Source organism: Polynucleobacter sp. HIN7, from assembly GCF_030297595.1.
In the GTDB taxonomy this organism is placed as follows: Bacteria; Pseudomonadota; Gammaproteobacteria; order Burkholderiales; family Burkholderiaceae; genus Polynucleobacter.
In genome coordinates this window covers 1,662,482-1,686,994 of the sequence record NZ_AP028138.1, presented here as the reverse complement: position 1 = coordinate 1,686,994, position 24,513 = coordinate 1,662,482, and the positions used below count along the sequence as shown (strand labels likewise).

30 protein-coding genes and 1 tRNA gene are annotated in these 24,513 nt (G+C 46.7%); 20 read left to right on the top strand and 11 right to left on the bottom strand.

Translation table 11 applies throughout. The features are described from left to right. Positions 1-16: 16 nt before the first annotated feature. Together secB and QUE64_RS08495 are read left to right on the top strand one after the other, a co-directional pair. Positions 17-532, top strand: coding sequence for a protein-export chaperone SecB (gene secB, locus QUE64_RS08500; protein ID WP_108509157.1), 516 nt, complete (start codon positions 17-19; stop codon positions 530-532). Then, a complete protein-coding gene (locus QUE64_RS08495) occupies positions 532-1,542 on the top strand; it encodes an NAD(P)H-dependent glycerol-3-phosphate dehydrogenase (RefSeq protein ID WP_286225318.1) in 1,011 nt (336 codons plus the stop codon). The genes secB and QUE64_RS08495 overlap by 1 nt, the downstream gene beginning before the upstream one ends. Here the strand turns inward: QUE64_RS08495 and trmL are convergent. Both trmL and QUE64_RS08485 read right to left on the bottom strand, forming a co-directional pair. Beyond that, positions 1,539-2,009, bottom strand: a complete 471-nt coding sequence (trmL, locus tag QUE64_RS08490) for a tRNA (uridine(34)/cytosine(34)/5-carboxymethylaminomethyluridine(34)-2'-O)-methyltransferase TrmL (protein ID WP_286226210.1) — start codon at positions 2,007-2,009, stop codon at positions 1,539-1,541. The genes QUE64_RS08495 and trmL overlap by 4 nt on opposite strands. A gap of 18 nt (positions 2,010-2,027) precedes the next feature. Beyond that, the gene (locus tag QUE64_RS08485) at positions 2,028-2,753 is read right to left on the bottom strand and encodes a ComF family protein (RefSeq protein WP_286225317.1); all 726 of its coding nucleotides are present in this window, start codon (positions 2,751-2,753) and stop codon (positions 2,028-2,030) included. Between the two features lie 24 nt (positions 2,754-2,777). On the opposite strand from QUE64_RS08485, the gene QUE64_RS08480 reads away from it, so the two are divergent. The 7 genes from QUE64_RS08480 to QUE64_RS08450 all read left to right on the top strand — a co-directional run bounded on the left by QUE64_RS08480 (position 2,778) and on the right by QUE64_RS08450 (position 8,306). Then, entirely contained in the window at positions 2,778-3,539 is a 762-nt protein-coding gene (locus tag QUE64_RS08480; protein ID WP_286225316.1) for a methyltransferase domain-containing protein, read from the top strand. Between the two features lie 267 nt (positions 3,540-3,806). Next, entirely contained in the window at positions 3,807-4,880 is a 1,074-nt protein-coding gene (coxB, locus tag QUE64_RS08475; RefSeq protein ID WP_286226208.1) for a cytochrome c oxidase subunit II, read from the top strand. A 40-nt stretch (positions 4,881-4,920) separates the two neighbouring features. Continuing rightward, on the top strand, positions 4,921-6,513 hold the full coding sequence (gene ctaD / locus QUE64_RS08470) for a cytochrome c oxidase subunit I (RefSeq protein ID WP_286225315.1): 1,593 nt from the start codon (positions 4,921-4,923) through the stop codon (positions 6,511-6,513). After that, the gene (locus QUE64_RS08465; RefSeq protein ID WP_286223606.1) at positions 6,513-6,638 is read left to right on the top strand and encodes a cytochrome oxidase small assembly protein; all 126 of its coding nucleotides are present in this window, start codon (positions 6,513-6,515) and stop codon (positions 6,636-6,638) included. The genes ctaD and QUE64_RS08465 overlap by 1 nt, the downstream gene beginning before the upstream one ends. 4 nt (positions 6,639-6,642) lie before the next feature. Beyond that, positions 6,643-7,239 carry a cytochrome c oxidase assembly protein gene (locus tag QUE64_RS08460; RefSeq protein ID WP_286223605.1) on the top strand — a complete coding sequence of 199 codons (597 nt, stop codon included), beginning with the start codon at positions 6,643-6,645 and terminating at the stop codon, positions 7,237-7,239. Further along, positions 7,236-7,430: a DUF2970 domain-containing protein gene (locus tag QUE64_RS08455; protein WP_108509149.1), complete on the top strand. Its 195-nt coding sequence runs from the start codon at positions 7,236-7,238 to the stop codon at positions 7,428-7,430. Before QUE64_RS08460 ends, QUE64_RS08455 begins: the two co-directional genes overlap by 4 nt. 21 nt (positions 7,431-7,451) lie before the next feature. Beyond that, the gene (locus tag QUE64_RS08450; protein ID WP_108509148.1) at positions 7,452-8,306 is read left to right on the top strand and encodes a cytochrome c oxidase subunit 3; all 855 of its coding nucleotides are present in this window, start codon (positions 7,452-7,454) and stop codon (positions 8,304-8,306) included. 35 nt (positions 8,307-8,341) lie between these two features. On the opposite strand, the gene QUE64_RS08445 is transcribed toward QUE64_RS08450, so the two are convergent. Continuing rightward, positions 8,342-8,551: a twin transmembrane helix small protein gene (locus QUE64_RS08445; protein ID WP_108509147.1), complete on the bottom strand. Its 210-nt coding sequence runs from the start codon at positions 8,549-8,551 to the stop codon at positions 8,342-8,344. A gap of 66 nt (positions 8,552-8,617) precedes the next feature. Here QUE64_RS08445 and QUE64_RS08440 point away from each other — a divergent pair, with 66 nt between their 5' ends. From QUE64_RS08440 to QUE64_RS08420, 5 genes are read left to right on the top strand one after another with little or no spacing between them, the layout of a single operon-like run. Next, positions 8,618-9,334 (top strand): SURF1 family protein, encoded by a 717-nt coding sequence (locus QUE64_RS08440; protein WP_286225314.1) that lies wholly within the window; start codon positions 8,618-8,620, stop codon positions 9,332-9,334. A gap of 13 nt (positions 9,335-9,347) precedes the next feature. After that, positions 9,348-10,001, top strand: a complete 654-nt coding sequence (locus QUE64_RS08435; protein WP_286223603.1) for a hypothetical protein — start codon at positions 9,348-9,350, stop codon at positions 9,999-10,001. Next, positions 9,998-11,122 (top strand): COX15/CtaA family protein, encoded by a 1,125-nt coding sequence (locus QUE64_RS08430; protein ID WP_286225313.1) that lies wholly within the window; start codon positions 9,998-10,000, stop codon positions 11,120-11,122. The genes QUE64_RS08435 and QUE64_RS08430 overlap by 4 nt, the downstream gene beginning before the upstream one ends. Continuing rightward, on the top strand, positions 11,119-12,003 hold the full coding sequence (cyoE, locus tag QUE64_RS08425; RefSeq protein ID WP_286225312.1) for a heme o synthase: 885 nt from the start codon (positions 11,119-11,121) through the stop codon (positions 12,001-12,003). The genes QUE64_RS08430 and cyoE overlap by 4 nt, the downstream gene beginning before the upstream one ends. A gap of 3 nt (positions 12,004-12,006) precedes the next feature. Continuing rightward, the gene (locus tag QUE64_RS08420) at positions 12,007-12,579 is read left to right on the top strand and encodes an SCO family protein (RefSeq protein WP_286225311.1); all 573 of its coding nucleotides are present in this window, start codon (positions 12,007-12,009) and stop codon (positions 12,577-12,579) included. Between the two features lie 3 nt (positions 12,580-12,582). Here the strand turns inward: QUE64_RS08420 and rpoH are convergent, their stop codons facing one another. Further along, entirely contained in the window at positions 12,583-13,488 is a 906-nt protein-coding gene (rpoH, locus tag QUE64_RS08415) for an RNA polymerase sigma factor RpoH (RefSeq protein WP_286225310.1), read from the bottom strand. A 117-nt stretch (positions 13,489-13,605) separates the two neighbouring features. Further along, positions 13,606-14,511, bottom strand: coding sequence for a signal recognition particle-docking protein FtsY (gene ftsY / locus QUE64_RS08410; RefSeq protein ID WP_286225309.1), 906 nt, complete (start codon positions 14,509-14,511; stop codon positions 13,606-13,608). A gap of 58 nt (positions 14,512-14,569) precedes the next feature. Here ftsY and QUE64_RS08405 point away from each other — a divergent pair, with 58 nt between their 5' ends. Genes QUE64_RS08405 through QUE64_RS08385 form a run of 5 tightly spaced genes read left to right on the top strand, consistent with a single transcriptional unit; the run spans position 14,570 to position 18,750 of the window. Continuing rightward, the gene (locus tag QUE64_RS08405) at positions 14,570-15,988 is read left to right on the top strand and encodes a M16 family metallopeptidase (protein WP_286225307.1); all 1,419 of its coding nucleotides are present in this window, start codon (positions 14,570-14,572) and stop codon (positions 15,986-15,988) included. A gap of 11 nt (positions 15,989-15,999) precedes the next feature. Continuing rightward, positions 16,000-17,340 carry a M16 family metallopeptidase gene (locus QUE64_RS08400; protein WP_286225306.1) on the top strand — a complete coding sequence of 447 codons (1,341 nt, stop codon included), beginning with the start codon at positions 16,000-16,002 and terminating at the stop codon, positions 17,338-17,340. Then, positions 17,341-17,931: a 16S rRNA (guanine(966)-N(2))-methyltransferase RsmD gene (rsmD, locus tag QUE64_RS08395; protein ID WP_286225305.1), complete on the top strand. Its 591-nt coding sequence runs from the start codon at positions 17,341-17,343 to the stop codon at positions 17,929-17,931. It begins immediately after the preceding gene. Between the two features lie 34 nt (positions 17,932-17,965). Then, positions 17,966-18,457 carry a pantetheine-phosphate adenylyltransferase gene (coaD, locus tag QUE64_RS08390; RefSeq protein WP_286225303.1) on the top strand — a complete coding sequence of 164 codons (492 nt, stop codon included), beginning with the start codon at positions 17,966-17,968 and terminating at the stop codon, positions 18,455-18,457. A gap of 32 nt (positions 18,458-18,489) precedes the next feature. Next, positions 18,490-18,750: a YfhL family 4Fe-4S dicluster ferredoxin gene (locus QUE64_RS08385; RefSeq protein ID WP_286223594.1), complete on the top strand. Its 261-nt coding sequence runs from the start codon at positions 18,490-18,492 to the stop codon at positions 18,748-18,750. Positions 18,751-18,755: 5 nt separating this feature from the next. Here QUE64_RS08385 and pth read toward each other — a convergent pair whose 3' ends face one another. The 6 genes from pth to QUE64_RS08355 form a co-directional block, all read right to left on the bottom strand. After that, on the bottom strand, positions 18,756-19,346 hold the full coding sequence (gene pth, locus QUE64_RS08380) for an aminoacyl-tRNA hydrolase (RefSeq protein ID WP_286225302.1): 591 nt from the start codon (positions 19,344-19,346) through the stop codon (positions 18,756-18,758). Positions 19,347-19,445: 99 nt separating this feature from the next. After that, on the bottom strand, positions 19,446-20,093 hold the full coding sequence (locus QUE64_RS08375) for a 50S ribosomal protein L25/general stress protein Ctc (RefSeq protein WP_286225301.1): 648 nt from the start codon (positions 20,091-20,093) through the stop codon (positions 19,446-19,448). 104 nt (positions 20,094-20,197) lie between these two features. Then, entirely contained in the window at positions 20,198-21,151 is a 954-nt protein-coding gene (locus tag QUE64_RS08370; RefSeq protein ID WP_286223591.1) for a ribose-phosphate pyrophosphokinase, read from the bottom strand. A gap of 34 nt (positions 21,152-21,185) precedes the next feature. After that, positions 21,186-21,262: transfer RNA gene (locus QUE64_RS08365), tRNA-Gln, on the bottom strand. 6 nt (positions 21,263-21,268) lie between these two features. Further along, positions 21,269-22,147, bottom strand: coding sequence for a 4-(cytidine 5'-diphospho)-2-C-methyl-D-erythritol kinase (gene ispE / locus QUE64_RS08360; protein WP_286225300.1), 879 nt, complete (start codon positions 22,145-22,147; stop codon positions 21,269-21,271). Continuing rightward, positions 22,140-23,549: a lipoprotein insertase outer membrane protein LolB gene (locus tag QUE64_RS08355; RefSeq protein WP_286225299.1), complete on the bottom strand. Its 1,410-nt coding sequence runs from the start codon at positions 23,547-23,549 to the stop codon at positions 22,140-22,142. Before QUE64_RS08355 ends, ispE begins: the two co-directional genes overlap by 8 nt. A 125-nt stretch (positions 23,550-23,674) precedes the next feature. Between QUE64_RS08355 and mutM the strand changes: the two genes are divergently transcribed. Then, positions 23,675-24,511: a bifunctional DNA-formamidopyrimidine glycosylase/DNA-(apurinic or apyrimidinic site) lyase gene (gene mutM / locus QUE64_RS08350; RefSeq protein WP_286225298.1), complete on the top strand. Its 837-nt coding sequence runs from the start codon at positions 23,675-23,677 to the stop codon at positions 24,509-24,511. Positions 24,512-24,513: the final 2 nt, after the last annotated feature.

The window sequence follows — 24,513 nt, the reverse complement described above, 5'->3', positions numbered from 1 at the left end:
TGGAAAGAGAGTTTGTATGAGTGATGCTGCAACGAATTCAGCCACAGGTTCAAATGAGCCTTCGTTTGTCATCCAACGTGTTTATCTAAAAGATTTATCACTCGAGCAACCCAATGCCCCCGGTATTTTGTTGGTTGCGAGTGAGCCACAGATTCAGGTGGAATTGGATATTGCGGTTGATCGCCTAAGCGATGAGTTATTTGAGGTTGCCCTCTTGAGCACAGTCACCGCTCGCGTTGAGGGCAAGGTCATGTTCTTGGTCGAAGCTAAGCAAGCCGGTATTTTCGAGTTTAAGAATATCCCGATTGAGCAAATTGACCCAATGCTTGGCATCACTTGCCCAAGCATCATCTTTCCGTATTTGCGCTCAAACGTTGCCGATATTATTAGTCGCGCCGGCTTTCAGCCTATTCATCTTGCCGATATCAACTTTCATGGCATGTATGAGCATCGTTTGGCTCAGGCTCAGGCAGCTCAGGGAGCGCAAGCCGGTAATGGTGAGGCAGAGAGCAAAATTATTTTGCCCAACTAATGAATATATCGGTCCTAGGGGCAGGAGCATGGGGTACAGCCATTGCTATATCCGCTGCTAGTCACCATTCGGTTTGCTTATGGGCGCGCAACCCAAATGCCGCCGATGCCCTTCGCAGGGATCAAGAAAATAAACAGTATTTACCAGCTATTGCGTTACCCAAATCATTATTGATTGAGTCGGATTTTGAGAAAGCTGTTAACAGATTAGGGGCTGATGACCTATTAGTGATTGCGACCCCAATGGCTGGGTTAGCAGCTACGGTAGCTGATGTTTTTAAAACGGCACAACACCCTTTCAACATTTTGTGGCTTTGCAAAGGGTTGGAACCCAAAACCTCCCTACTTCCCCATCAGGTTGTTGGCCGCGAACAAGAACGATTCGCCACCCATGCGCATGCAGTGGGTGTTTTGTCAGGCCCTAGCTTTGCCCGTGAAGTTGGCGAGGGTTTGCCTTGCGCTTTGACGGTTGCAAGCACTGCATCTGAATTTTGTCAGCGCGTACAAACTGCGTTTCACCATGGAAATATTCGGGTGTATGCAAGCGATGATTTGATTGGCGTTGAGCTTGGTGGCGCCGTTAAAAATGTATTAGCGATTGCCGCTGGAATTGGCGATGGTTTGGGATTGGGTATGAATGCCCGTGCTGCCTTGTTAACTCGAGGTCTTGCAGAAATGATGCGGTTAGTTAAAGCTATCGGCGGTAAGAGCGAGACCTGTATGGGACTTGCTGGCTTGGGCGATCTTATTTTGACCGCAACAGGTGATTTATCGCGCAACCGGCGCGTCGGCTTATCGCTTGCCGCCGGGGAGCCATTGGACCGGATATTAGCCGCGCTTGGTCATGTGGCTGAGGGTGTCTTGTGTGCGCAAGCCGTGAGTGATTTAGCTAAACAACATCAGGTTGAGATGCCAATTTGCGCCACGGTTAATCATGTACTCAATGGTCAACTGAGTCCCGAGGATGGAGTTCGGACCTTAATGGGCCGCGGGCCTAAATCGGAAACTTAAGCGCCGCCCTGGAATTGATGTTGGCGCCATGCTTCATAAACCACGATCGCTACAGAGTTTGAGAGATTTAAGCTGCGACTATTAGCAAGCATTGCCAATCGAAGGTGATTCTCGCGAGGAATGCTAGCGCGTACCTGATCGCTAATGCCTTTGGTCTCTGATCCAAATACAAAGTAATCGTTTGAGTGAAATTCTGTATGAAGAAGTGAGCGCTGCCCCTTAGTCGTTAAAGCAAAGACACGCTGCAAATCGGCCTTTGTGCTTGTTAGAAAATCGGACCAGTTCTCATACAGCTTGAGATTGGCAAACTCATGGTAATCCAGGCCTGCGCGCTTCAATTTGGCGTGTTCAAGAGGAAAACCAAGTGGTTTGATGAGATGCAATTGCGCACCCGTATTGGCACATAGGCGGATGATGTTCCCAGTATTCGGTGGGATCTCAGGTTCAAATAAAACGACATTAAACATAGCAGCATCATATTGCACTTAAGACTCCCAAGGAGGCGTGCGAAGCATGGTCCATGCGCTCACCCGCTTTGCCCCAGACTTTTTGAGAGTTGTTGCTAACGAGTGGATCGTTGAGCCGGTGGTCATGACATCATCAATAACCACGATATGTTGGTCATGAATCATAGAAGCTGCACCAACTTTCAATTCAAAACGGTCTCGCATCGATGCAGTGCGCTCGGCACGATTAAGACTTGCTTGAGCAGTGTGGGTTGGGTGGCAAATCACTAAGTTTGGAATGCGTCTGATGGATTTCGGAAGATCAAACCGTTTCGCGATTTCCCATGCTTGATTAAAGCCGCGCGCTGCTAATTTTGTTGGATTTAGCGGCACTGGAATTAAAACATCCGCATCGCATGCTTTGAGAGTATGTTGATGAAATATATTCCACAAGAGGGCAAAGCCACTAGCGCATGCTAGCCTCTTTTGGTACTTTAAAAGGTGAAGCGTTTGACGTAATGGTTCCTGATAGAGGTCGAGATAAGTCACGTGATCAAAGGCCGGTTTTACCTGTTCACACGCAGCACAAAGTGATTGATGCGGCCCGATTGGTAGCGCACAAATCTGACAGGATGGACCAAATTGCAAGCGGTTTTGAGCAATGCGATCGCGACATGGAAAGCATACAATTTCAGCTTGTGCTTGCTCGCACACCATGCACAGTGTCGGAATTAAATATTGGGTTGCAGTACGAAGCCAGCTCATTGGGGCGCTGAGTATACTGATTCGATGACCACTTCTCTTTCATGGCTTCGAACTGAGATTCAAGAGCGAATGCTTGATAAGTTAGCGCCCATCAAGCTGATGCCGAAACACATTTTGCTCGAACCCGATTTTTCTGGCTTAAATCGCAGGGCATTTGCGAAGCGTTTTCCTAGTGCGCAAATTGACACCATTCTTGATCCTCAAATTCAGGGAAGGATTCCATTGGGGATCAAACTTAAACAGGTACTCAGTCGCCCTTTGTTGAACTCAGGCCGATTACTGGATCAGGGGATTCCAGACAATGCATCCTACGATTTGATCCTCAGTAATTTATGTTTGCAAAATCTCAATAACCCGAGCGCTTGGATGGCGAGTTGTCACCAGCATCTAAAGGAAGGCGGTTTGATTTCATTTGCCTATTTGGGCCCTGATACAGGTAAGGAACTCCGGGATGCCAACCCGGATGGTAGTCAAATGCAAACCTTGCCAGGCGCCCTCGATATGCACGATATTGGGGATGCCTTGGTTCAAAACCGCTATTCGGACCCGGTGATGGATATGGAATATCTTCATTTAGAGTACGAAACTGGGCAGGCTCTTTATAAGGATGGCCTAGCTCTGGGGCTCATTTCTGCAGGTATGCAACTCCATCAACTTAGGGTTCCTGACCCCTTAAAACTGACCCTGGAAATCGTTTATGGACATGCCTGGGTTTTGGCAAAAAATCTCAGTACTGGGGATGCTAAATCAGCATATATTCGCGTAGATGCAATTAAACGTAAATAGTTCCATAGCTAATTTATAAGTAAGTACTTACATTTAATTATCTACATATAGGGTTTGCCCCAAAGGAAATCACAAAATGACTTCTGTCAAGCAAATCATCCTATAATTCAGTGTCTAATTAGTGACTAGTGGCTGGACAAGCGACCAGACTTTATTAGGTGCGCTGCTCTTAAATTTGAGAAAAAAATGAATATTCGTAAATTGCTGACAAAAATTTGGCTTGCCCTTGGTTTTGGAATCTGGAGTTTTACTGTTGCGGCGCAAGATATGCCAGGCGGCCCCAAAGTAAATCAACTCAATTTCCCCGCCCCTGCAACCAAAATTATGGAAGAGATTCATTGGTTGCACTGGATGATGATGATCATTTGTTTGGTGATCTTTATCGGCGTTTTCTCAGTGATGTTCTATTCGATTTACAAGCATCGCAAATCCAAAGGTGCCCAGCCCGCATCGTTTCATGAGAGCACTTCGGTTGAAATTATTTGGACTGTCATTCCTCTGCTAATTGTGATTGGTATGGCTCTACCCGCCACCAAAACAGTAGTTGCGATGAAGGACACCACCAATGCAGACATCACCATTAAAACCACTGGTTATCAGTGGAAGTGGGGTTATGACTACATTAAGGGCGAGGGAGAAGGTATTAGCTTCCTTTCGACCATGTCGACTTCACGCGAAGCGATTAATAATCTGGCGCCCAAGAGTCCAACCTATCTGATGGAAGTCGATCATGAGATGGTTGTCCCTGTGAATAAAAAAATTCGTCTAATTACAACTGCGAACGATGTGATTCATGCATGGACCGTTCCTGCATTTGGCGTAAAGCAAGACGCAATTCCTGGCTTTGTGCGTGATACCTGGTTTAGAGCTGAAAAAATTGGCACCTTCCGTGGACAATGTTCTGAGCTTTGTGGCGCGCAGCACGCATTTATGCCCATCGTAGTTAGAGTCGTTTCTGATGAGGACTACACCAAATGGGTTGCTGAAAAGAAAAAAGAAATGGCTGCTAATGCGGATGATCCGAGCAAGGTTTACACCTTGGCTGAGCAAATGGATCGTGGTGCTAAGGTGTATGCCGCCAATTGCGCTGCTTGCCATCAAGCCAACGGTAAGGGCGCCGGCGCTTTCCCTGCATTAGATGGCAGCAAAGTTGCCTTGGGTCCGAAAGCAGGCAACTTCAATATTTTGATTAACGGTAAAGGTGCGATGCCTAAATGGGGTGGCGTTATTTCTGATGGAGATTTGGCAGCTGTAATGACCTATTACCGAAATGCATGGAGCAATAAGACGGGTGAAGTTGTTCAAACCCAGGAGTTCGCTTCTGTTCGTGCTGGCAAATAATTGAACTTATATAACGAATTGAATTAAACCGGAGCAAATCATGAGCACCATATCCACAACCCACGATCACGCACACGATCATGCCCACGACCATCCCCATGGATGGCGTCGTTGGTTGTTTGCAACCAACCACAAAGACATCGGTACGATGTATTTGATCTTCGCCTTCGTGAGCCTTCTGGCTGGCGGAGTGATGGCGCTTGGTATTCGTTTGGAACTGTTTCAGCCTGGGTTGCAATATTTGCGCCCCGAGTTTTTTAATCAGTTAACCACCATGCACGGCTTGGTGATGGTGTTCGGTGCCATCATGCCGGCTTTCGTGGGTTTTGCAAACTGGATGATTCCTTTGCAAATTGGCGCGTCTGATATGGCATTCGCCCGTATGAATAACTTCAGTTTCTGGATTTTGCCAGTTGCTGCATTGTTATTGTTCGGTTCATTTTTAGCACCAGGTGGTGCACCCTCAGGCGGCTGGACCTTGTATGCACCGCTCACCCTACAAATGGGGCCGGGGATGGATATGGCCATCTTTGCACTTCATTTGTTAGGCGCCTCGTCCATTATGGGTTCGATTAACATCATCGTGACCATCTTGAATATGCGCGCACCTGGTATGACACTCATGAAGATGCCAATGTTCTGCTGGACCTGGTTGATTACTGCCTATTTGTTAATTGCTGTGATGCCTGTGCTGGCCGGCGCGATCACTATGGTTCTCACTGACCGTCATTTTGGAACCAGCTTCTTCTCTGCAGCTGGCGGTGGCGATCCCGTGATGTATCAGCATATCTTCTGGTTCTTCGGTCACCCAGAGGTTTACATCATGATCTTGCCCGCGTTTGGCATTATCAGTGAGGTCGTTCCTGTATTTGCCAGAAAGCGTTTGTTTGGCTACGCATCGATGGTTTATGCCACATCATCCATCGCAATCTTGTCATTTATTGTTTGGGCTCATCACATGTTTACCACTGGTATGCCGGTTACTGGTCAGCTCTTCTTTATGTATGCCACCATGCTCATTGCAGTTCCAACCGGGGTAAAGATTTTTAACTGGGTTGCGACCATGTGGAAAGGGTCAATGACCTTTGAAACCCCGATGCTATGGGCGATTGGATTTATTTTTGTGTTCACGATCGGTGGTTTTACTGGACTGGTTTTGGCGATGGCCCCAATTGATATTGGTCTACAAGACACCTACTATGTGGTTGCCCACTTCCACTATGTGCTAGTGGCGGGTTCGCTCTTTGCGATGTTTGCAGGCTTTTATTACTGGTGTCCAAAGTGGACTGGTCGTATGGCCGATGAGTTCCGCGGCAAGGTTCATTTCTGGGGTTCGATGTTCTTCTTTAACCTCACCTTCTTCCCAATGCATTTCTTGGGTTTAGCAGGCATGCCACGTCGCTATGCAGATTATCCAACCCAGTTTGCTGATTTCAATTTAATTGCTTCGATCGGTGGTCTTGGCTTTGGCTTAATGCAGGTTTATTTCCTGCTGTTTGTTGTGCTCCCTGCATACCGTGGTCATGGCAAGAAGGCTCCGGATAATCCATGGGAGACAGCCAATACTTTGGAGTGGACCGTTCCATCACCCGCGCCATTCCATACATTTGAGCAGCCGCCCAAAATTAGCTAATGGCACTTGACGTGACCGAGCGATCGAATCCTTTGATGAGCAACCGCCGCCTAGCGGCGGTCTTGCTATCGATTGCGTTGACTTTTTTCTTGGGCATCGTATTGAAGTATTGGATCTTAGGTTAGATATATGGCAAATAATCTAGGCGCCCTTAATAAGCAAATCCTACTGAAGCTTCTTTTGCTTGCTGTATTGATGTTTGGATTTGGTTATGCCTTGGTGCCTTTATACAAAGCCCTTTGTGAAGTGACTGGCATTAATGTTGTCACTAGCAAAAATAATTATGGTGTGCGTGCTTATGGAGCAAGCAAGCCAGGCAATACTCAGGTGGATTACAGCCGAACGATCACGATTGAATTTGACTCCAATAGTCGTGGACCATTTGCTTTTAAGCCGGTTAAGAACTTTCTTGAAGTTCATCCAGGCGAGATGCACGAGATCGTTTATGAAGTAGTTAATACTTTGGATCGACCTGTCGCAGCCCAAGCGATTCCCAGCTATGCTCCAAAGACCGCAACGGAGTTTTTTACGAAGATCGAATGCTTTTGTTTTCAAGAGCAAGCCCTGACCCCACATCAGATTCGGCAAATGCCAGTGGTATTTATTGTTGATCCCAATCTTCCAAAAGACGTTAAAACAATCACCCTGTCGTATACCTTTTTTGAGACCGGAATACCTAAGCCTGTTGCAAATGTCAAAGAATCTAAGAGCAAAGTGTCACTATGAACAAGCAACCTAGTTTTTTTCGTTCAATGCGTGCCGTTTTGTGGGCGTTTTTAGGGATTCGCAATAAAGCAGGATTGCAAAATGATGTTGCAAGCTTGAGTTTTGTGCACATCATCATTGCTGGTGTATTGGGCGCCGTACTATTTATGGCGATCCTTTTGTTGATTGTGAATTTAGTGGTAACCAATTAATTTTTAGTTAGAAAGAGCGCGATGTCATCAAACTCCACACCGTATTATTTTGTTCCGGGCCCCTCAAAATATCCCGTCCTTGCTAGCATTGGACTGCTTGGCTTTGGCGGCGGCATGTCCGCTTGGGTCAATGGCCTTTCATGGGGAGGACCGCTGGTCCTAGCAGCAGTTATTTATGTGCTGTTTGTGCTGTACGGTTGGTTTGGTGATGCAATCTCGGAGTCCAATACCGGCAAGAACGGTGTGAACGTCGATGTGTCCTATCGCTGGTCGATGAGCTGGTTCATCTTTTCCGAGATCATGTTTTTTGCCGCTTTCTTTGCGGCCCTGTTCTACGCTCGCAGTATTACAGTGCCCTGGCTTGGTGATGTGGATAATAAACTCTTATGGCCTGATTTTGTAGCTGCATGGCCAACCGTTGGTCCTGCTGATCTGGTTCAAAAATTTAGTACTATTGGCCCTTGGCCAATTCCAACGATTAATACGTTATTGCTCTTGAGCTCAGGGGTTACCGTGACCTGGGCACATCATGCTTTACGAGAGGGAAATCGTCAGCATGCCATTTATGGATTATTTGCGACCGTATTTCTTGGGCTTATTTTCTTGGGTTTTCAAGCTTACGAATACATCCATGCTTATAACGACCTGAACCTGAAGCTCACTTCTGGAATTTACGGATCAACCTTCTTCATGCTGACCGGTTTTCATGGATTCCATGTGTTCTTGGGTGGCTTGATGTTGGCGATTATCCTGCGCCGTTTGATTCGTGGTGATTTCACCGCCGAGAATCACTTTGGTTTTGAAGGTGCCGCATGGTATTGGCACTTTGTTGACGTCGTCTGGCTAGGGCTTTACATCGTCATTTACTGGATGTAATGGCCAATAGGCGGCAGCGTTGGTTGCCGCCTAGCCTATTGAGGCACTTTCAGGCCAGTGGACTCAATGAGTCCAAAGTAATGGGCAATCCAAATGCCAATGAATAGTGCAATCGATAAACCAATTCTGAGCATCAGCGAGTGAACCATCCTGGAGCTATTGCCTTTGTCTTTCATCATGAAATACAGCGCCGATCCTAAGCTAGCGATGATGACCAACAAAATTAAAACAATTAGCCATTTCATATTGGTGCTAAACCTTTGAGTTTATTTCGAGTTCTTATTGTAGAGCGAAGAGTCGCAACCATTGCGATGCTAGTCGTTCTTGCAATTGGCATTATGGCGGGTCGTTGGCAACTGGGTCGTGCGGATCAGAAAATAATCCTGGCTAATCAAATTAGCGCCATGGCGGCTCGAGAGCAGATTGACCTCAATGCCAAAAATTGGACTCTATCAGAAACTGAGTTTAGGCCGGTGCGAGCGCGTGGTCGTTTTTTGCCCAATGAGGTCGTTTGGCTTGATAATCGCCCCAGTCTAAAGCCACAAACAGGGCAGACCCAATCCGGGTTTTATGTGCTGATGCCATTTTTACTTGATGGTCAGGAAAAGCGCCTTGTTTGGGTTAACCGAGGGTGGGCCCCCAGAAATAATCAAGATCGATTGATATTGCCAAGCATTACAACGCCTAAGGAGAGTGTAGTGATCGAGGGTATTGCATTGACTGGGCCAGGGAGGGTGTTAGAGCTTGGCAATCAACCCAATAGTCAAGCTTCACCCCGGATTCAGCAAAATTTAGACTTGACCTATGAAGCGGGCCGAATGGCATATCCACAATTACCCTTCATTATTCGTCAAAATGACCCAGATGAAGGTGATGGATTGTCCCGAATTTGGCCCGTGGCAACGACAGGCGTCGATCGCCATTATGCTTATGCTTTCCAATGGTTTTCTTTAGGTGCGGCCGCGCTAGCATTTTGGTTCACAACTGGTTTTATGCGCTATCGCAATCAAGGTAAATCAAGTTCATAAAGGTTATATAGCAGTGAGCGATCAAGATTTATTAATTCCGGCGAGTCAGCTTGATAAGAAGGCATTGGATGCCAGAACTCGTCGCGGCCGGATTCAAATGATACTGGTGCTACTCGCATGCGCATCGCCAGTAATTGCATCGTATTTGGCCTATTACGTTTATAAGCCTGAGGGCGGAAAGACCAATTATGGTACTTTGATTGTGCCGCCACAGCCAATTAATCCCAGCTGGTTTGAGATTCCATTTAACGGTAAGTGGACCCTGATGGTGGCAAGACCGGCAAGCGAGTGCAAAAAAGGCAATGATGCTTGTGTTGAGGTTTTATATCTGATGCGTCAGGTACGCTTAGCTCTTGGTAAGAATAAAAATCGTCTGCAATTGGTTTGGGTTGTGAATGATCGCGGCCCAGTTGAGGATGATATTCAGAGGGCCTATGATCAAGAGAATGCTGGTTTTTATATTATTCCCGCTCCTGATCCAAAAAATGAGGCTGCATGGCAAGCTTGGTTGAATACTCAAAATCTAGGCCAAGGAATCGCTCTGATTGATCCAAGTGGTGAGAAGATGATGGTCTTTCCCGACAAAACCAGCTCGAGTGACTTTGTGAAGATTCGTAAAGACGTTGAGCGTCTTCTAAAGTTAAATCGCAAGGGTGAGAAGATATGATGTCTGAAATGGCTCTAATGGTTTTAGAGCTTGCCGGAATCGCTCTCTTGATTGCTGGCTTACCGCTGGCAATCCTTTATTTTAAAAAAGGAATGGGGCTATTTCAAAAGCTCAATTGGACCATCGTCTTCCTAACCTTTGACCTCATTTTGTTTGGTGCATTTACTCGTTTAAGTGATTCTGGTTTAGGTTGCCCAGACTGGCCAGGTTGCTATGGCACATCCAATCCCTTTCGCGCCATCGAAGAAATTCGGGCGGCAGAAGCTGCAATGCCCACAGGGCCGGTAACGGTTTTTAAAGCATGGGTTGAAATGATTCATCGTTACTTGGCGATGAGCGTTGGGTTTTTAATCATTATTCAAGTCATCATGGCATTTAAGCAGCCAAGCGCAGGCCGCTCCTTAGCCATTAAAGGCAGTTTGTTTTTACTGGTCTTAGTTTGTCTACAAGGCGCATTTGGAGCCTGGACCGTGACCCTTAAGCTGCAACCAATCATAGTTAGTATGCATCTCATCTTGGCATTGATCTTATTTGCCAGCATGGTCTGGTTCGCGCAACGTAACGATGCCCTCTGTTCAAGTGATTCCAAGACGATTTCAAGCTTATCTGGCAGCCTTGTATTAATCGCTATTGTTGCACTCTTTGCTCAAATTTTTCTAGGTGCGTGGGTTAGTACTAACTATGCTGTGTTGGCTTGTCCTGATTTTCCAACTTGTATGGGTGTTTGGTATCCCAATATGGATTGGCAAAATGCTTTTTTCTTATGGCGCGATTTGGGTGAGGCTAAATCGGGTGAGATGATCCCGATGGCAGCGCTAGTCACAATCCACTGGACCCATCGTGTTGGTGCTATTTTTGTCTCCGCTATTTTGCTTTTCGTTGCTATAAAAGTAATTCGACATCCAGAGCCAAAGGTTCAATTTTGGGGGAAGGCAATCATTGCATTGCTTGCATTACAAATCGCCACCGGTATATCCAATGTAGTCTTTCAATGGCCATTAGTAGCGGCGTTGTTGCACACCGGTGGTGCGGCAGCTATTTTATTTTGCTTGGTGCGTTTAAGTGCGTGGAGTAATAACTATTTTTTATCCGGTAAGCCGCCCCAGCGAGGGATTGCATGAGTACTGATTTTGTTCGTCCTCCTATGCCTCGCTGGAGACAATATTGGGTATTAACTAAGCCAAGAGTGACTCAGCTCGCAGTATTTTGCGCGATTATTGGCATGTTTTTGGCAACCCCTGGAATGGTTCCCTGGCCAGTATTAATTGGGGGATCGATTGGCATTTGGTTGCTAGCCGGTGCGGCATTTGCGGTGAACTGTCTGATAGAGCAAGCGGTTGATGCCAAAATGCGTCGAACCGCATGGCGCCCCTCAGCAACGGGCGAGATTACCCCTTGGCAAATTATTATTTTCTCTTGCATTTTGGGAGCCGCAGGGATGGCAGTACTGTGGATTTACACCAATCCCCTCACGATGTGGCTTACCTTTGCAACCTTTGTGGGGTATGCCGTTATTTATACCTGGTTCTTAAAGCCAGCAACGCCCCAAAACATTGTGATCGGCGGGCTTTCTGGTGCCATGCCACCTGCATTGGGTTGGGTAGCTGTTACTAATCAATTATCGGCAGAAGCCTGGTTATTGGTGCTCATCATTTTTGTGTGGACCCCACCGCATTTTTGGGCATTGGCACTCTACCGACGCGAAGATTATGTACAGGCGGGCTTGCCGATGTTGCCGGTCACTCACGGTGAGCGATTTACCTTACTTAATATCTTGCTCTATACGCTCATCTTATTGGCGGCCTCGATTCTTCCTTATGTCTATGGAATGAGTGGCTTATTCTATTTGGTGTGTGCACTGATTCTTAGCGGTATTTTTGTAATGTATGCAATCCGTCTTTACCAACACTACAGCGATCAGTTGGCTCGTAAGACATTTAAGTACTCCATTACTTATTTAGCTCTACTATTTGCTGCTATTTTGATCGATCATTACTTATAGCCCATGAAAAAATTAGTCCTTTTATGCGCCGTGTTTTTATTGGCCGCTTGTTCAAAGCCTAGCTTCAAGAATGTTGATATTACTGGCAGTAAATCATTTGGTTCTAATTTTGAACTTTTGGATCCTAATGGTCAGGTGAAAACCATGGCTGATTTCAAAGGTAAGGCTGTATTAATTTTCTTTGGCTATACCCACTGCCCAGATGTTTGTCCTGCGACATTAGTTGAAATGCAAGAGGTCATGAAAACCTTAGGCCCATTATCTGATCGGGTGCAAGTTATTTTTATTACAGTTGACCCGCAGCGAGATACTGCAGAGCTAATGGCGCAATACCCCCCTGCTTTTGATCCTCGTTTTATTGGGCTGAGACCGGCTAACGACGAGGCGCTGGCTAAGGTCGCTAAAGATTTCAAGGTGTATTACAACAAGGTGCCGGGCAGTAATCCTAAAAATTACACGATGGACCATACTGCTGGAAGTTACGTGTTTGATCCAAACGGTAATTTACGCCTCTATATCAAGCATGGGCAAGGCGCCGAGCCGATTGCCCATGACCTAAAACTACTACTTCAATAAGTCTTAGTGAAGCCTTGGGTTTTCATCTTTTAAGAGCGTACGCAACTTCTTAAAAGCAGCGACCTCTATCTGACGTACCCGTTCAGCAGAGATCCCAAATTCCTTAGCAAGATCATGCAAAGTCTTGCCGCCTTGGCCTTCTGCGTTAACTGCCAACCAACGGCTTTCAACAATCGCACGACTGCGCTCATCTAGAGTATGAAGTGCTTGCAAGAGTTTTGGACCATGCAAAGAGTACGATTCGTTTTGCTCAATAACCGCAGTTGGTTCTTGGCTTTCATCACTGAGCCAATGAATTGGCGCAAAGCTTTCCTCATCTTGGCCATCCCCCTCGATCGAGACGTCTCCCCCAGCAAGCCGCATTTCCATTTCTTTGACATCGGCACCGCGAACATCAAGGGCTTTAGCTAATGACTCAATTTCATCATTGCTCAAGGCATTTGCAGAAAGTTTATTGCTACGTAAATTGAAAAACAGTTTGCGTTGCGCTTTGGTCGTTGCTACTTTGACTAAGCGCCAGTTCTTGAGAATGTATTCATGGATTTCTGCTTTGATCCAATGAATGGCGTACGAAACGAGTCGTACCCCTTGGTTGGGATCGTAGCGTTTGACTGCTTTCATCAAACCAATATTGCCTTCCTGAATGAGGTCGGCATGCGGAATGCCGTAACCCAAGTATTGACGAGCGACCGACGCAACCAGTCGCAAGTGAGACAAAACCAGTTGTCGCGCAGCATCTAAATTGTCGGAGCGGCGATATTCCTGCGCCAGGGTGTATTCCTGGGCAGCACTTAACATTGGTAAGCGATTAATGTGTGCCAAATAGGCATCAATCGTACCGACTCCAAGGGCTGGTAGAGAAGGCATTGCAAGAGCAATACTAGACGAGCCCGTTTTTCGAGTATTCATGAGGGTGTTCAAAGTCATCGTTGATAGATTAATTTGAGTTTAGATTGAATTATTTTAGCACTCCTGTCAATAGAGTGCTAATGCGTCTAATAATCTACAAGATATTGATTTATATAGCTATTCTACAAGCTCTTGGGCATAAGCCTTAGCAGAAAATAGCTCCAAATCACCTAATTGCTCACCCTTGCCAAGTGCATAAACATAGGTTTTTGGGCCCTGGGTTTGGGAGGGGCTTTGCAACTCATTGCGAAGTGCGCAAATTACCCCGCCTTTAGCGGTGCCATCCAATTTGGTGACGATAAGGCCGTGTAGTCCAATCGCGTTCCGAAAAGCCAAAACTTGGGCAATTCCATTCTGACCCGTATTGCCATCAAGGACCAAGACAATTTGATGGGGGGCATCGGGGATCAACTTGGAAATGACTCGCTTGACCTTCTTTAATTCCTCCATCAGATTCGCTTGAGTAGCGAGTCGGCCAGCCGTATCAATTAGTACAACGTCAACCTGCCGAGACAAGGCGGCTTGGATTGCATCATGCGCAATCGCGCCAGCATCGCCACTCTCTTGGCTAAGCACTTGCACTTGATTGCGCTCACCCCATTCCTTGAGTTGATTGCGCGCCGCCGCTCGAAATGTATCCCCAGCAGCGAGGAGCACCGACTTTCCATGAGCCTGGAAGTGATGACATAGTTTTCCAATCGATGTGGTTTTGCCAGCACCATTGACCCCTACAATTAGCCAAATTTCTGGCTTATGATGCGTAGCACTTGGGCTTAAAGGATTTTCTGGGGACTCTAAGTCACTCAAAAGATGGCTGAGCTCATCAACTAGAACTGCCTTTAAATCCTCAGAATTTGTAATGGAATGCTGTTTGGCCGATTTGCGTAGACTAGCTATTAGAGCGGTTGATGTCGAAACACCAACATCGGCTTTGATCAGTAATTCTTCTAAATGATCGAACCAGGCTTCATCCACTCGGTTACGAGTAAAGAGTGAGCTAAGTGTTTTACGTAAACCAAACATTGTCGATACAATCCAAAAGAGTGATCTTAACTAGATAATTCATACATCTAAACTATTCATGATAGCGAAATTCCAGTTTAGCAACCCAATATTGAGAGCCATCAGGTCGGCATTGATTGCCTTGGCTGCTATTTACTTGCCTGTCTCAGGGAATGCTTTTGCGACTCAGTCCGATACGCATGAGTATCGACTCAAGAATGGCTTGCGCCTGATCGTTCGCCAGGATCATCGTGCACCCACGGTTGCACATATGGTGTGGTATCGCGCCGGATCGATGGATGAGGTCAATGGCAAAACCGGCGTTGCCCATGTACTTGAGCACATGATGTTTAAGGGAACCAAAACAGTCAAATCAGGTGAGTTCTCGCGGATGGTGGCGGCCGTGGGCGGACGTGAGAACGCCTTTACAGCCCGTGATTTCACCGGATATTTTCAGCAGATTGAGAAATCAAAGCTCGCCGAAGTGATGAGGCTTGAGGCCGATCGGATGGCAAATCTGCAATTTTCCGATGAGGAGTTTGGGCGAGAGCTTCAGGTGGTGATGGAAGAGCGACGCTTACGTACGGAAGATAATCCATCGAGTTTGATGCGTGAGCTATTGATGGCAACCGCATTTATGAGCTCTCCGTACCGACATCCTATTATCGGCTGGATGAACGACTTAGAAAATATGCAGCCTGCCGATGCGCGACAGTGGTATCGCGACTGGTATGCACCAAATAATGCCGTGGTTGTGGTGGCGGGTGATGTTAATCCATTGGCAGTGAAAGCATTGGTCGAAAAGTACTACGGACCTATATCAGCAAAAAAATTACCTGAACGCAAACCTCAGCTCGAACCTGAGCAAAAAGGCGAGAAGCGCACTGTTTTGAAGGCTCCTGCTGAGAGCCCGCAAATTATGATGGCATGGAAAGTTCCCAAACTAGATCCTAAAAAAATGGATGAGGTGGATCCGTATGCCTTACTCGTTTTATCTGCCGTCTTGAGCGGGCACGATAACTCAAGGTTAAATCGAGAGTTAGTTCGTAATCAAAGACTGGCTAATAGCACCGGGGCAAGTTACGAACTAATTAGCCGTGGGCCAGAGCTTTTTGTGATTGGTGCAACTGCCGCCAAAGGTCAAACAGTGCAGGATCTTGAGAGAGGCATTATGAAGACCTTAGGAGACATTGCTAATCAGGGGGTTACTGAATCCGAGTTAAAGCGTATCAAAGCACAATTGCTTGCTTCACAAATATATAAACGCGATTCAATTTTTGCTCAAGCCATGGAGATTGGTAGTTCAGAGATGGCGAATGTCTCTTGGCGTGACTTAGATCGCATCATTGAGCGAATTCAGTTGATTCAATCGGATCAAATCCAACGTGCAATTAATACGTATTTTGTCAGCGATGGTTTAACCATTGTGACTTTAGATCCCCAGCCACGTTCAATGCTTGCGAAGCCGCGTGGAATGTCAGGTAGTTTGCGTCATTAAAAGGGAACACAATGCAGCGTAATCATCATCTTATTAAGGGGCTAATTGTCTTAATTGCGACGTTTATCGCAGCTCATGCCCAGGCAGTATTGCCAATCCAAGCGATTCCCTTAAGCAATGGTACAAAAGCCTATTTGATTCAAACGAACGCCATACCAATGGTCGATATTGAAATTAGTATTGATGCAGGAAGTCGCTACGACCCGAAAGATCAAAGTGGTCTGGCATCCTTGACCGCTGCGCTGCTGACCCGCGGCATTCAGTGGCAGGGCGGCATTTTGAATGAGGCCCAACAGGCAGATGCAATTGCTGAGTTGGGAGCTAGTATTAGTGCGTCCGCTTCAGGTGAGAGAGCCATCGTGCGCGCTCGATCACTGAGTAAACCCGATATTTTTGATCCACTCCTGCAACTTCTAGTAGCTAGTGTATCGAAACCTATTTTTGATGCATCGATTTTGATGCGTGAGAAGCAGCGCGTTAGTGCCGCGATTCAGGAGGGCGATACGAAGCCAGAAGTCGTTCTGCAAAAACGGTTTCGTCAAGAGGTATTCGGAAACTATCCGTTGGCACGATCCCCTAATATTGAATCAATTGCAGCAATTAAGGAGGGTGACCTAAAGCGATTCCATCAGGATTTCTATCGCCAAGACCGAGTCATTGTGAATATTGTGGGCAATGTCGATCCAGCCAGAGCAAAGCAAATCGCCGAACAAATTATTACAGCATTACCCGCTAAGGGACCAGTGATTCCTGCATTGCCATCTTTAGAGCGCTCACCAATAGAGCCAGAATCCAAGCGTTTGATCCGAATTCCATTTCAAACACAGCAAACTCATATTGCAATGGGTATGACCGCCATCACTCGTGACAATCCTGACTATTTTCCCTTGCTTGTCGGAAACTATGTTTTGGGTGGCGGGGGCTTTGTATCGCGCTTGGTTGGTGAGGTTCGAGATAAGCGTGGATTTGCGTATAGCGTATTTAGTTACTTTCAGCCGGGGCGCGATACCGGAACCTTTGAAGCGGGCTTACAAACCCGTAATGACCAAGCAGATCAAGCTCTCAATGTATTACAAGAGACGATTGCACGATTTATTGAAGATGGCCCAAGCGATGCAGAATTAGCCGCTGCTAAGGCAAACTTAATCAATGGCTATCCATTGCGACTCGATAGCAATCGCAAATTGCTTGATAACCTCTCAGCGATTACTTGGAATCAGTTACCACTCAATACCCTCGATATATGGACACAACAAGTTGCAGCGGTCAAAAAAGATGATGTGCGCAATGCGTTTAAACGACACCTAGATATGCGCAGAATGATCAGTGTTCTTGTCGGAGGTACACCCTAATTGGCACAAAGCCACCGAATTCGGATTATTGGTGGTGTGTGGCGTAGCCGGCAGATTCAGGTTTTGGATCAACAGGATTTGCGTCCTAGCTCTGATCGGGTTCGTGAAGCACTTTTTAATTGGTTGGGCTCAGACCTCAGTGGCTTAAAAGTAATTGATGTGTTTGCTGGTTCTGGAGCACTTGGTTTTGAGGCCGCCTCCCGATCAGCCGATGAGGTCATATTCATCGAGAAAGATAAACGAATCTATCACCAACTTCTGACCCAGCATCAGCTCCTCAATTCTTATCCAATTCGCGGGGAAGTAAAAATCCTTCATGGGGATGGAATTTCTTATTTACAGCGTGCTGATGATCAGTCGGCCCAGCTGATTTTTCTGGATCCTCCATTTAGTCAACCCGACTTACTCGTTCGCGCAGCACAAGAGGCCGGTCGCGTGTGTCACGATCAAGGGCGGGGCGGAATCTATATTGAATGCCCCAATCCCTTTGATCTGAGTCGATTGGAAAGGGTACTGCCCAATTGGACTCTTATTAAGTCGATGGAAACAGCCCAAGTCAAAGCCGTATTGTTTCGCCGCAGTTCGAGCTAAACTCCTGTTTATCCATATAAATAAGGGGGTCTTTATGACCATTGCTGTCTATCCAGGAACCTTTGACCCATTTACCCGTGGTCATGAAGATTTGGTTCGGCGTGCTTCAAGTATTTTTACCAAGCTGATTGTCGGAGTGGCTGATAGTAAAAATAAGCGTCCTACTTTTACACTTGATGAACGGATTGAAATCGCCAAAGAGGTGTTGAGTCACTACCCGAATGTTGAAATCGCAGGATTTTCTGGATTACTGAAAGACTTTGCTCGAGAGCATTCTGCTCGAGTGATCGTACGGGGTTTGCGTGCCGTTTCAGATTTTGAGTATGAGTTTCAGATGGCCGGTATGAATCGGTACCTACTGCCAGATGTGGAGACTTTATTTTTGACCCCTTCAGATCAATATCAATTTATTTCTGGTACCTTTGTCCGAGAAATTGCGCTCATGGGCGGCGATGTGAGTAAGTTTGTTTTTCCCTCAGTGGAAAAATGGTTACAAAAGAAGAACGCCCAAATTAAATCCACTTAAGCTATTCTGATCATTCTTTTAGGGATATCAATATGGCGTTAATGATTACAGACGAGTGTATCAATTGTGATGTCTGTGAACCAGAATGCCCAAACGATGCGATTTATATGGGGATTGAGATCTATGAGATCGATCCCAATAAATGCACCGAGTGCGTGGGGCATTTTGACGCTCCTCAATGCCGTCAGGTCTGCCCGGTCGATTGTATCCCGCTCAATCCCGCTTATTCTGAAACCCAAGAGCAGTTACTTGAAAAATATAAAGTCTTGAGTGCTCTCAAGCAGACCAATTAAATGATTTAATTTGCGCTGTGCAGGATTTGCATGGCATCTTGTGTATTGCCTTCAAGAACCAGGGGCAAAATGCCAATTGCTTTTGTGATGGCCGCATCTAATTTCTCTTGCTCATCCGAGCTCGGTTTCTTTAGTACATAGTCGGCCACATCCATTTTTGCTAGATTACCAGGTAGGTCGCGTGGGTGACCAATTCCAAAACGGAGTCGCCAGAATTCGGGGCTTGATAAATGCTGTTGGATATCTTTTAGGCCATTGTGACCGCCATTGCCCCCACCTTTTTTTAGACGAGCCGTACCGGCTTTGAGATCGAGTTCATCATGAACCACCAGCACCTCACTTACCCCGATCTTATGAAAGCGACAGAGAGGACCAACCGCTTCCCCGCTGAGATTCATATAGGTATCTGGTTCCAATAAGTAAATATCATGACCTGTGATTTGGATTTTTGCGATTCGACCGTTAAATCGCTTTTCAGGCTGAAGAAATTGTTTATGTTGAGCAGCAAGACGATCGACAAACCAAAACCCTGCATTGTGACGGTCGGCCTCATGCTTTGATCCAGGATTTCCGAGTCCAACAATTAAACGAATCATTTTTATCAGTCGATTGAGGCTAAGTGATCCAACTATAAACGACTTCAATTGGGTAATAAAAAACCCGCATCAAGCGGGTTTCTATGAGAGTGAAACGATTTAGCTCTTCGCTTCTTTGTCAGCGGCTGGTGCAGCCTCAGCGGCTGGTGCAGCCTCAGCGCCTGGTTCGGGTTCCGCTTTAACCGCTGGAACGCGAGCGTTTGCGATCACAGGGTTTTCTTGCTCGACATGAAGAACTAGGCTAACGCCTTTGGGTAGCGCAACGTCTTTGGCATGAATCGATTGACCAACCACGATTTTGCTCAGATCCACCTCTAAGAACTCAGGAAGGTCACCAGGCAAGCAAGTGATTTCGATTTCATTGGCAACGTGACTAACAATCGCTCCACCAAACTTCACTGCTTCGGATTCTTCGGCGCCCTTAAAGTGCAAAGGAACGCGCATATGAATTTTTTCACTGGCAGATACACGCTGGAAGTCAACGTGCAACACCAATGGTTTAAATGGATGCATCTGGTAATCACGCAATAAGGCCTTTTGTGATTTACCGTTTAATTCGATATCCAAAATGGATGAATGGAAAGCTTCTTTCCGCAAAGCATGGAATAAAGCATTGTGGTCTAACTCGATTGCGCAGGGAGATTCTTGCTTTCCGCCATAAATAATTCCGGGGGTTTTCCCAGAATTGCGCAGGCGGCGGCTCGCACCAGTGCCCTGTACGCTTCGTTCAAATGCAACAACTTTCATGATGACTCCAAATTAAGGGTTAATTTCCGTCCGCGACCAAACGGAAAGCCTTAAATTATAGCTTGAAAGAGTAAAAATTCGGTAGAAATCAGTTGCTTAGGAAGCTATTCAGCAAAAAGTGACATAACTGAGTCGCCTTTGGTAATCCGCGAGATCGTCTCTGCCAGCAGTGGTGCAACACTTAACTGCCTGATTTTATTGACTGATTTTGTATCTTGTTTCAATGGAATTGTGTCAGTAACGACTAACTCATCAATTTCAGATCCTGCAATACGGGCAGCTGCACCCCCAGATAGAACCGGGTGGGTGCAATAGGCTGTCACGCTTTTGGCACCCCGTTCTTTAAGAACCTCGGCCGCCTTACAGAGAGTGCCGCCCGTATCAATAATGTCGTCCATGATGACGCAGTGACGGTTTTCCACCTCACCAATTAAATGCATCACCTCCGAGACATTGGGCTTTGGCCTGCGTTTATCAATAATGGCTAGATCGCAGCTTAATTGTTTGGCAAATGCCCTAGCACGCACTACGCCGCCAATGTCGGGTGAGACCACGGTCAGGTCAGGCTGGTTTTTTGCTCTTAGATCCCCTAAAAGGACGGGGGAGGCATAGATATTGTCGACCGGGATATCAAAAAATCCTTGGATTTGATCTGCATGTAGATCCATCGTCAGAACGCGTTCAACGCCGGCAACCGATTGCAGCATATTGGCCACAATTCTGGCCGAAATCGCAACCCGCGCAGAACGGGGGCGGCGGTCTTGACGGGCATAACCAAAGTAGGGGATGACCGCAGTAATTCGGTTGGCCGATGCCCTTTTGAGGGCATCAATCATGATCATGAGTTCCATCAGGTTATCGTTGGTCGGATCACAGGTCGACTGGATTACGACGACATTCTTGCCGCGCACGTTTTCTTGGATTTCAACCTGGATTTCGCCATCAGAAAAGCGGCCAACGAAGGCTTTTCCTAGCTGCAACTGCATTTGGCTAGCAACCGCCTGTGCAAGTGTGGGATTGGCGTTGCCAGTAAAAATGGTGAGCGCGTCAGAGTTCATGGTCTTAGCTAGTCTTGGTTATCCATCATAACAATGGCAGGGGAGGAAGGACTCGAACCCTCGCATGCCGGAATCAAAATCCGGTGCCTTGACCAACTTGGCGACTCCCCTACTGCGTCATACTGATAAAACCGAATTGTAAGCGGGATTTTGTTTTAGACCCCGAACAAGCCGACCCACCCACCCTGAGGGAAGATTGAGCAAGCGTTGTTCCAGATCGCGTCGATTGATCGATCCTGGAAGGACGGCAAACACACTACTACCCGATCCAGACATCTTACGAGTAGCATCTGGGAGCGTTTGCGCCAACCAATTTAATGCTCGATTTACTTCAGGGCAGAGCTCACAAGCAACTGGTTGGAGGTCGTTTGTAAACTGACCAACTTCACCAGTGTTTGCAAGGAAGTCTGCCATTGTAATCGGAGCATGGTTTCGGGTCAATTGATCGGATTGAAACACAGTCTCGGTAGCAATTGACTCTCCTGGAAAAATGATTAAGAAGTCTTGATCGGGTAGATCAATGGATTCGAGTTGCTCGCCGATGCCTTGTACAAATGCGTTTTGACCAAATAAAAAGAATGGCACATCGGCACCTAGCTTTAATCCTAGCTCACTCAGTTCGGCCGGGGGAAGATGAAGACCCCAGAGATGGTTCAAACCAATTAATACTGTGGCTGCATCTGATGATCCGCCACCTAAGCCTGCTCCTATAGGGATATTTTTCTCAAGATGAATTTCAATCCCGCATGGATAGTTCGTATGGTTTTTCAATAACTGAGCGGCCCGCACGACTAGATCATTCTCTGGGGAAATCTGTGGATTACCGCCGTGCCGAATAATTGTGCTGTGCTCGAGCCGAGTTAAAGAAATGCGGTCACACCAATTGACTAATTGAAATACGGATTGAAGTTCGTGATATCCGTTTGGACGTCGACCGGTCACATGAAGAAACAAATTGATTTTGGCTGGAGCAAGGAGCTCGAGGCGATTACTCATTCACTTGATCAAAAATTAGGCGTACATCAATCGAGCCCGTGTTTGTATTTCTAGTCATGGTAAGACGCTCAATTTTCTTATTCTCACTCCACACATAGGCTAAATCCCAGCCGTCTTGCAAGATCCGTTTGACTTGACCTTGATTATCGCGTTCGAGCTTAGCAGGGCTGCCAGCACGTAATTGCCCATTTAGCCAATTGGATAAACCACGCGCAGGCAATGGTAGGCCCAAGGTATTTTGAATTAAGGTATCGGCGTCAATCGCACTTACTTTTTTACCATCGCGTTCTAGGATAGCCTCACCCGGGTTAATTGTGATCTTGGCAATCGCGCCTCCCATCGGCCCCCGAATTTCTAAGGTATCACTTAAGCCATTTTTGGTGAGGGTAAAGCTACCCGATCCACCTTGATTATTGTGGGTGGGTCGATCACTTGCTTTAACGGCAAAACGACCATCCCACTGACTGGCCACCACATCCATCGAGATCGCCCAAGATGGTTTTAAACGCTTTAAGGTCTCACGCAGGGTGGCATTATTTGCATCGATTAATTCACCCTGTCGCCAAGCTTCCTCTGCCTCAATGGGTCGATTAAGCGTCCAGAGGACTTCACCTAAATGGGCAGCAATATCGGCTTCAGGCTTGATACGAAATGCGTCTTGCAGCTGCTTTAAGGCAAGCTCATTATTCCCTAAACGAAAGTTAACCCAGCCTAAACTATCCAAAATAAACGGATCTCTAGGATCAAGGTTGTGCGCTTTCAGAATTAGTTCATACGCCTCCTTCAGCTTGACATTTCGGTCGGCTAAGGAGTAGCCGAGTGCATTGAGTGCCTGAATATCATTTGGATTGCGTTCAATTAGGGTTCTTAAGGTTTTTTCCATCACCTCAAACTGACCGGATTTCTCGGCTGCTAAAGCATAGGTATACAAAATTTGAGGATTGGATGGAGGTGGAACGAGGGCCGCAACAATTTTGTAATAGGCGTTTAAGGCCGCCCCCTCATCTTGGGCCCGACCCAATAGGCTTTGCCACTGGAGCAAAATCTGCTCGCGCTCTCTGATATTCTGTTCCTTAAGAAGGACGATGGCTGGTGTAATAGCATCAGACCAGCGTTGATTGAGCATGAGTAGGGTGACCAAGACTTCCTTGGGCTTACTTTGACCAGGTGGTGATAACTCATCCCAAGTTTGTGCGGCGATTAAGGCGAGATCTGCTGCGTTTGCGGCAATCGCGATTTCCATTGCACGTTGAGCTAAAGCAGGATCCCCGGTTTGTCGTGCCAGACTCAAATAGGTTTGATAGGCCAACCCAGCTTCACCGCGTTGTAGGGCAATTTCAGAAGCAAGTATTTCAAAGACTTGCTCGCTGGTAGCTCCTTTGGTCTGAGCTGAGGCAGGCACTAGGAGGCCAAAAGAGCAGCAGCAAATAGCCCAAAGCAATGCACGCTTTAGATAAGAATTTGCCAAAATGGAAGTCAATTGATAGCCCATCAGCACATTCTAATCCCCGAATCTACAATGTACCGATGCCAGAACTACCAGAGGTTGAAGTCACGCGTTTGGGGATTAAACCCCATCTAGAAGGGCGCCAGATCAAGCATGTCGATGTGATTGATGGACGACTGCGTTGGCCTGTTCCTAGGGGCTTGCCAAAAATTCTGAAGGGGCAACGACTCAATACGATCGAGCGCCGAGGGAAGTATTTATTACTCAAAATGACCGATGGCTACTTAATCATTCATTTAGGTATGACCGGGGTATTGCGCGTTCTGCCCCATAAAGACCCCCTAAAGCCACACGATCGAGTCTCAATTCATTTTGATGATCTGAGTTTGCGACTTCACGACCCCCGAAAGTTTGGCGCTGTCTTGTGGCATCCATTCACCAAGGGCGACGTGTTAGAACATCCTTTAATTCAAAAATTGGGGCCAGAGCCTCTCGCCGAGGAGTTTGCGGGGCAGTTGGGCGCAACACGTTTGTACCAGTGTTCCCGAAAGCGAACGATTTCGGTAAAGGCATTTTTATTAGCCGGGCAAGCGGTGGTTGGTGTTGGCAACATCTATTGTTCTGAATCCTTGTTTGAGGCCGGTATTCATCCAGGCTTACCCGCTGGCAAATTAAGCAAAGCTCAGTGTGAGCGATTGGCCGAGGCGGTACGAACCATTTTAAAAAGAGCGATTGCAGCCGGCGGGAGCAGTTTGCGTGATTTTGTGGATGCGCATGGTGATCCAGGTTACTTCATGATGCAAACCAAAGTCTATGATCGCGCAAATGAACCCTGTCGAGTCTGCAAAACACCGATTCGGCAAATCACCCAGGGTCAGCGCTCGACCTATTATTGCCCTTACTGTCAGAAACGATAGGT

What these genes read in the sequence shown, in the direction of transcription:
- secB (WP_108509157.1), top strand. Translation starts at nt 17, where the DNA reads ATGAGTGATGCTGCAACGAATTCAGCCACAGGTTCAAATGAGCCTTCG.
- QUE64_RS08495 (WP_286225318.1), top strand. Translation starts at nt 532, where the DNA reads ATGAATATATCGGTCCTAGGGGCAGGAGCATGGGGTACAGCCATTGCT.
- trmL (WP_286226210.1), bottom strand. Translation starts at nt 2,009, where the DNA reads ATGTTTAATGTCGTTTTATTTGAACCTGAGATCCCACCGAATACTGGG.
- QUE64_RS08485 (WP_286225317.1), bottom strand. Translation starts at nt 2,753, where the DNA reads ATGAGCTGGCTTCGTACTGCAACCCAATATTTAATTCCGACACTGTGC.
- QUE64_RS08480 (WP_286225316.1), top strand. Translation starts at nt 2,778, where the DNA reads ATGACCACTTCTCTTTCATGGCTTCGAACTGAGATTCAAGAGCGAATG.
- coxB (WP_286226208.1), top strand. Translation starts at nt 3,807, where the DNA reads ATGCCAGGCGGCCCCAAAGTAAATCAACTCAATTTCCCCGCCCCTGCA.
- ctaD (WP_286225315.1), top strand. Translation starts at nt 4,921, where the DNA reads ATGAGCACCATATCCACAACCCACGATCACGCACACGATCATGCCCAC.
- QUE64_RS08465 (WP_286223606.1), top strand. Translation starts at nt 6,513, where the DNA reads ATGGCACTTGACGTGACCGAGCGATCGAATCCTTTGATGAGCAACCGC.
- QUE64_RS08460 (WP_286223605.1), top strand. Translation starts at nt 6,643, where the DNA reads ATGGCAAATAATCTAGGCGCCCTTAATAAGCAAATCCTACTGAAGCTT.
- QUE64_RS08455 (WP_108509149.1), top strand. Translation starts at nt 7,236, where the DNA reads ATGAACAAGCAACCTAGTTTTTTTCGTTCAATGCGTGCCGTTTTGTGG.
- QUE64_RS08450 (WP_108509148.1), top strand. Translation starts at nt 7,452, where the DNA reads ATGTCATCAAACTCCACACCGTATTATTTTGTTCCGGGCCCCTCAAAA.
- QUE64_RS08445 (WP_108509147.1), bottom strand. Translation starts at nt 8,551, where the DNA reads ATGAAATGGCTAATTGTTTTAATTTTGTTGGTCATCATCGCTAGCTTA.
- QUE64_RS08440 (WP_286225314.1), top strand. Translation starts at nt 8,618, where the DNA reads ATGCTAGTCGTTCTTGCAATTGGCATTATGGCGGGTCGTTGGCAACTG.
- QUE64_RS08430 (WP_286225313.1), top strand. Translation starts at nt 9,998, where the DNA reads ATGATGTCTGAAATGGCTCTAATGGTTTTAGAGCTTGCCGGAATCGCT.
- cyoE (WP_286225312.1), top strand. Translation starts at nt 11,119, where the DNA reads ATGAGTACTGATTTTGTTCGTCCTCCTATGCCTCGCTGGAGACAATAT.
- QUE64_RS08420 (WP_286225311.1), top strand. Translation starts at nt 12,007, where the DNA reads ATGAAAAAATTAGTCCTTTTATGCGCCGTGTTTTTATTGGCCGCTTGT.
- rpoH (WP_286225310.1), bottom strand. Translation starts at nt 13,488, where the DNA reads ATGAATACTCGAAAAACGGGCTCGTCTAGTATTGCTCTTGCAATGCCT.
- ftsY (WP_286225309.1), bottom strand. Translation starts at nt 14,511, where the DNA reads ATGTTTGGTTTACGTAAAACACTTAGCTCACTCTTTACTCGTAACCGA.
- QUE64_RS08405 (WP_286225307.1), top strand. Translation starts at nt 14,570, where the DNA reads ATGATAGCGAAATTCCAGTTTAGCAACCCAATATTGAGAGCCATCAGG.
- QUE64_RS08400 (WP_286225306.1), top strand. Translation starts at nt 16,000, where the DNA reads ATGCAGCGTAATCATCATCTTATTAAGGGGCTAATTGTCTTAATTGCG.
- coaD (WP_286225303.1), top strand. Translation starts at nt 17,966, where the DNA reads ATGACCATTGCTGTCTATCCAGGAACCTTTGACCCATTTACCCGTGGT.
- QUE64_RS08385 (WP_286223594.1), top strand. Translation starts at nt 18,490, where the DNA reads ATGGCGTTAATGATTACAGACGAGTGTATCAATTGTGATGTCTGTGAA.
- pth (WP_286225302.1), bottom strand. Translation starts at nt 19,346, where the DNA reads ATGATTCGTTTAATTGTTGGACTCGGAAATCCTGGATCAAAGCATGAG.
- QUE64_RS08375 (WP_286225301.1), bottom strand. Translation starts at nt 20,093, where the DNA reads ATGAAAGTTGTTGCATTTGAACGAAGCGTACAGGGCACTGGTGCGAGC.
- QUE64_RS08370 (WP_286223591.1), bottom strand. Translation starts at nt 21,151, where the DNA reads ATGAACTCTGACGCGCTCACCATTTTTACTGGCAACGCCAATCCCACA.
- ispE (WP_286225300.1), bottom strand. Translation starts at nt 22,147, where the DNA reads ATGAGTAATCGCCTCGAGCTCCTTGCTCCAGCCAAAATCAATTTGTTT.
- mutM (WP_286225298.1), top strand. Translation starts at nt 23,675, where the DNA reads ATGCCAGAACTACCAGAGGTTGAAGTCACGCGTTTGGGGATTAAACCC.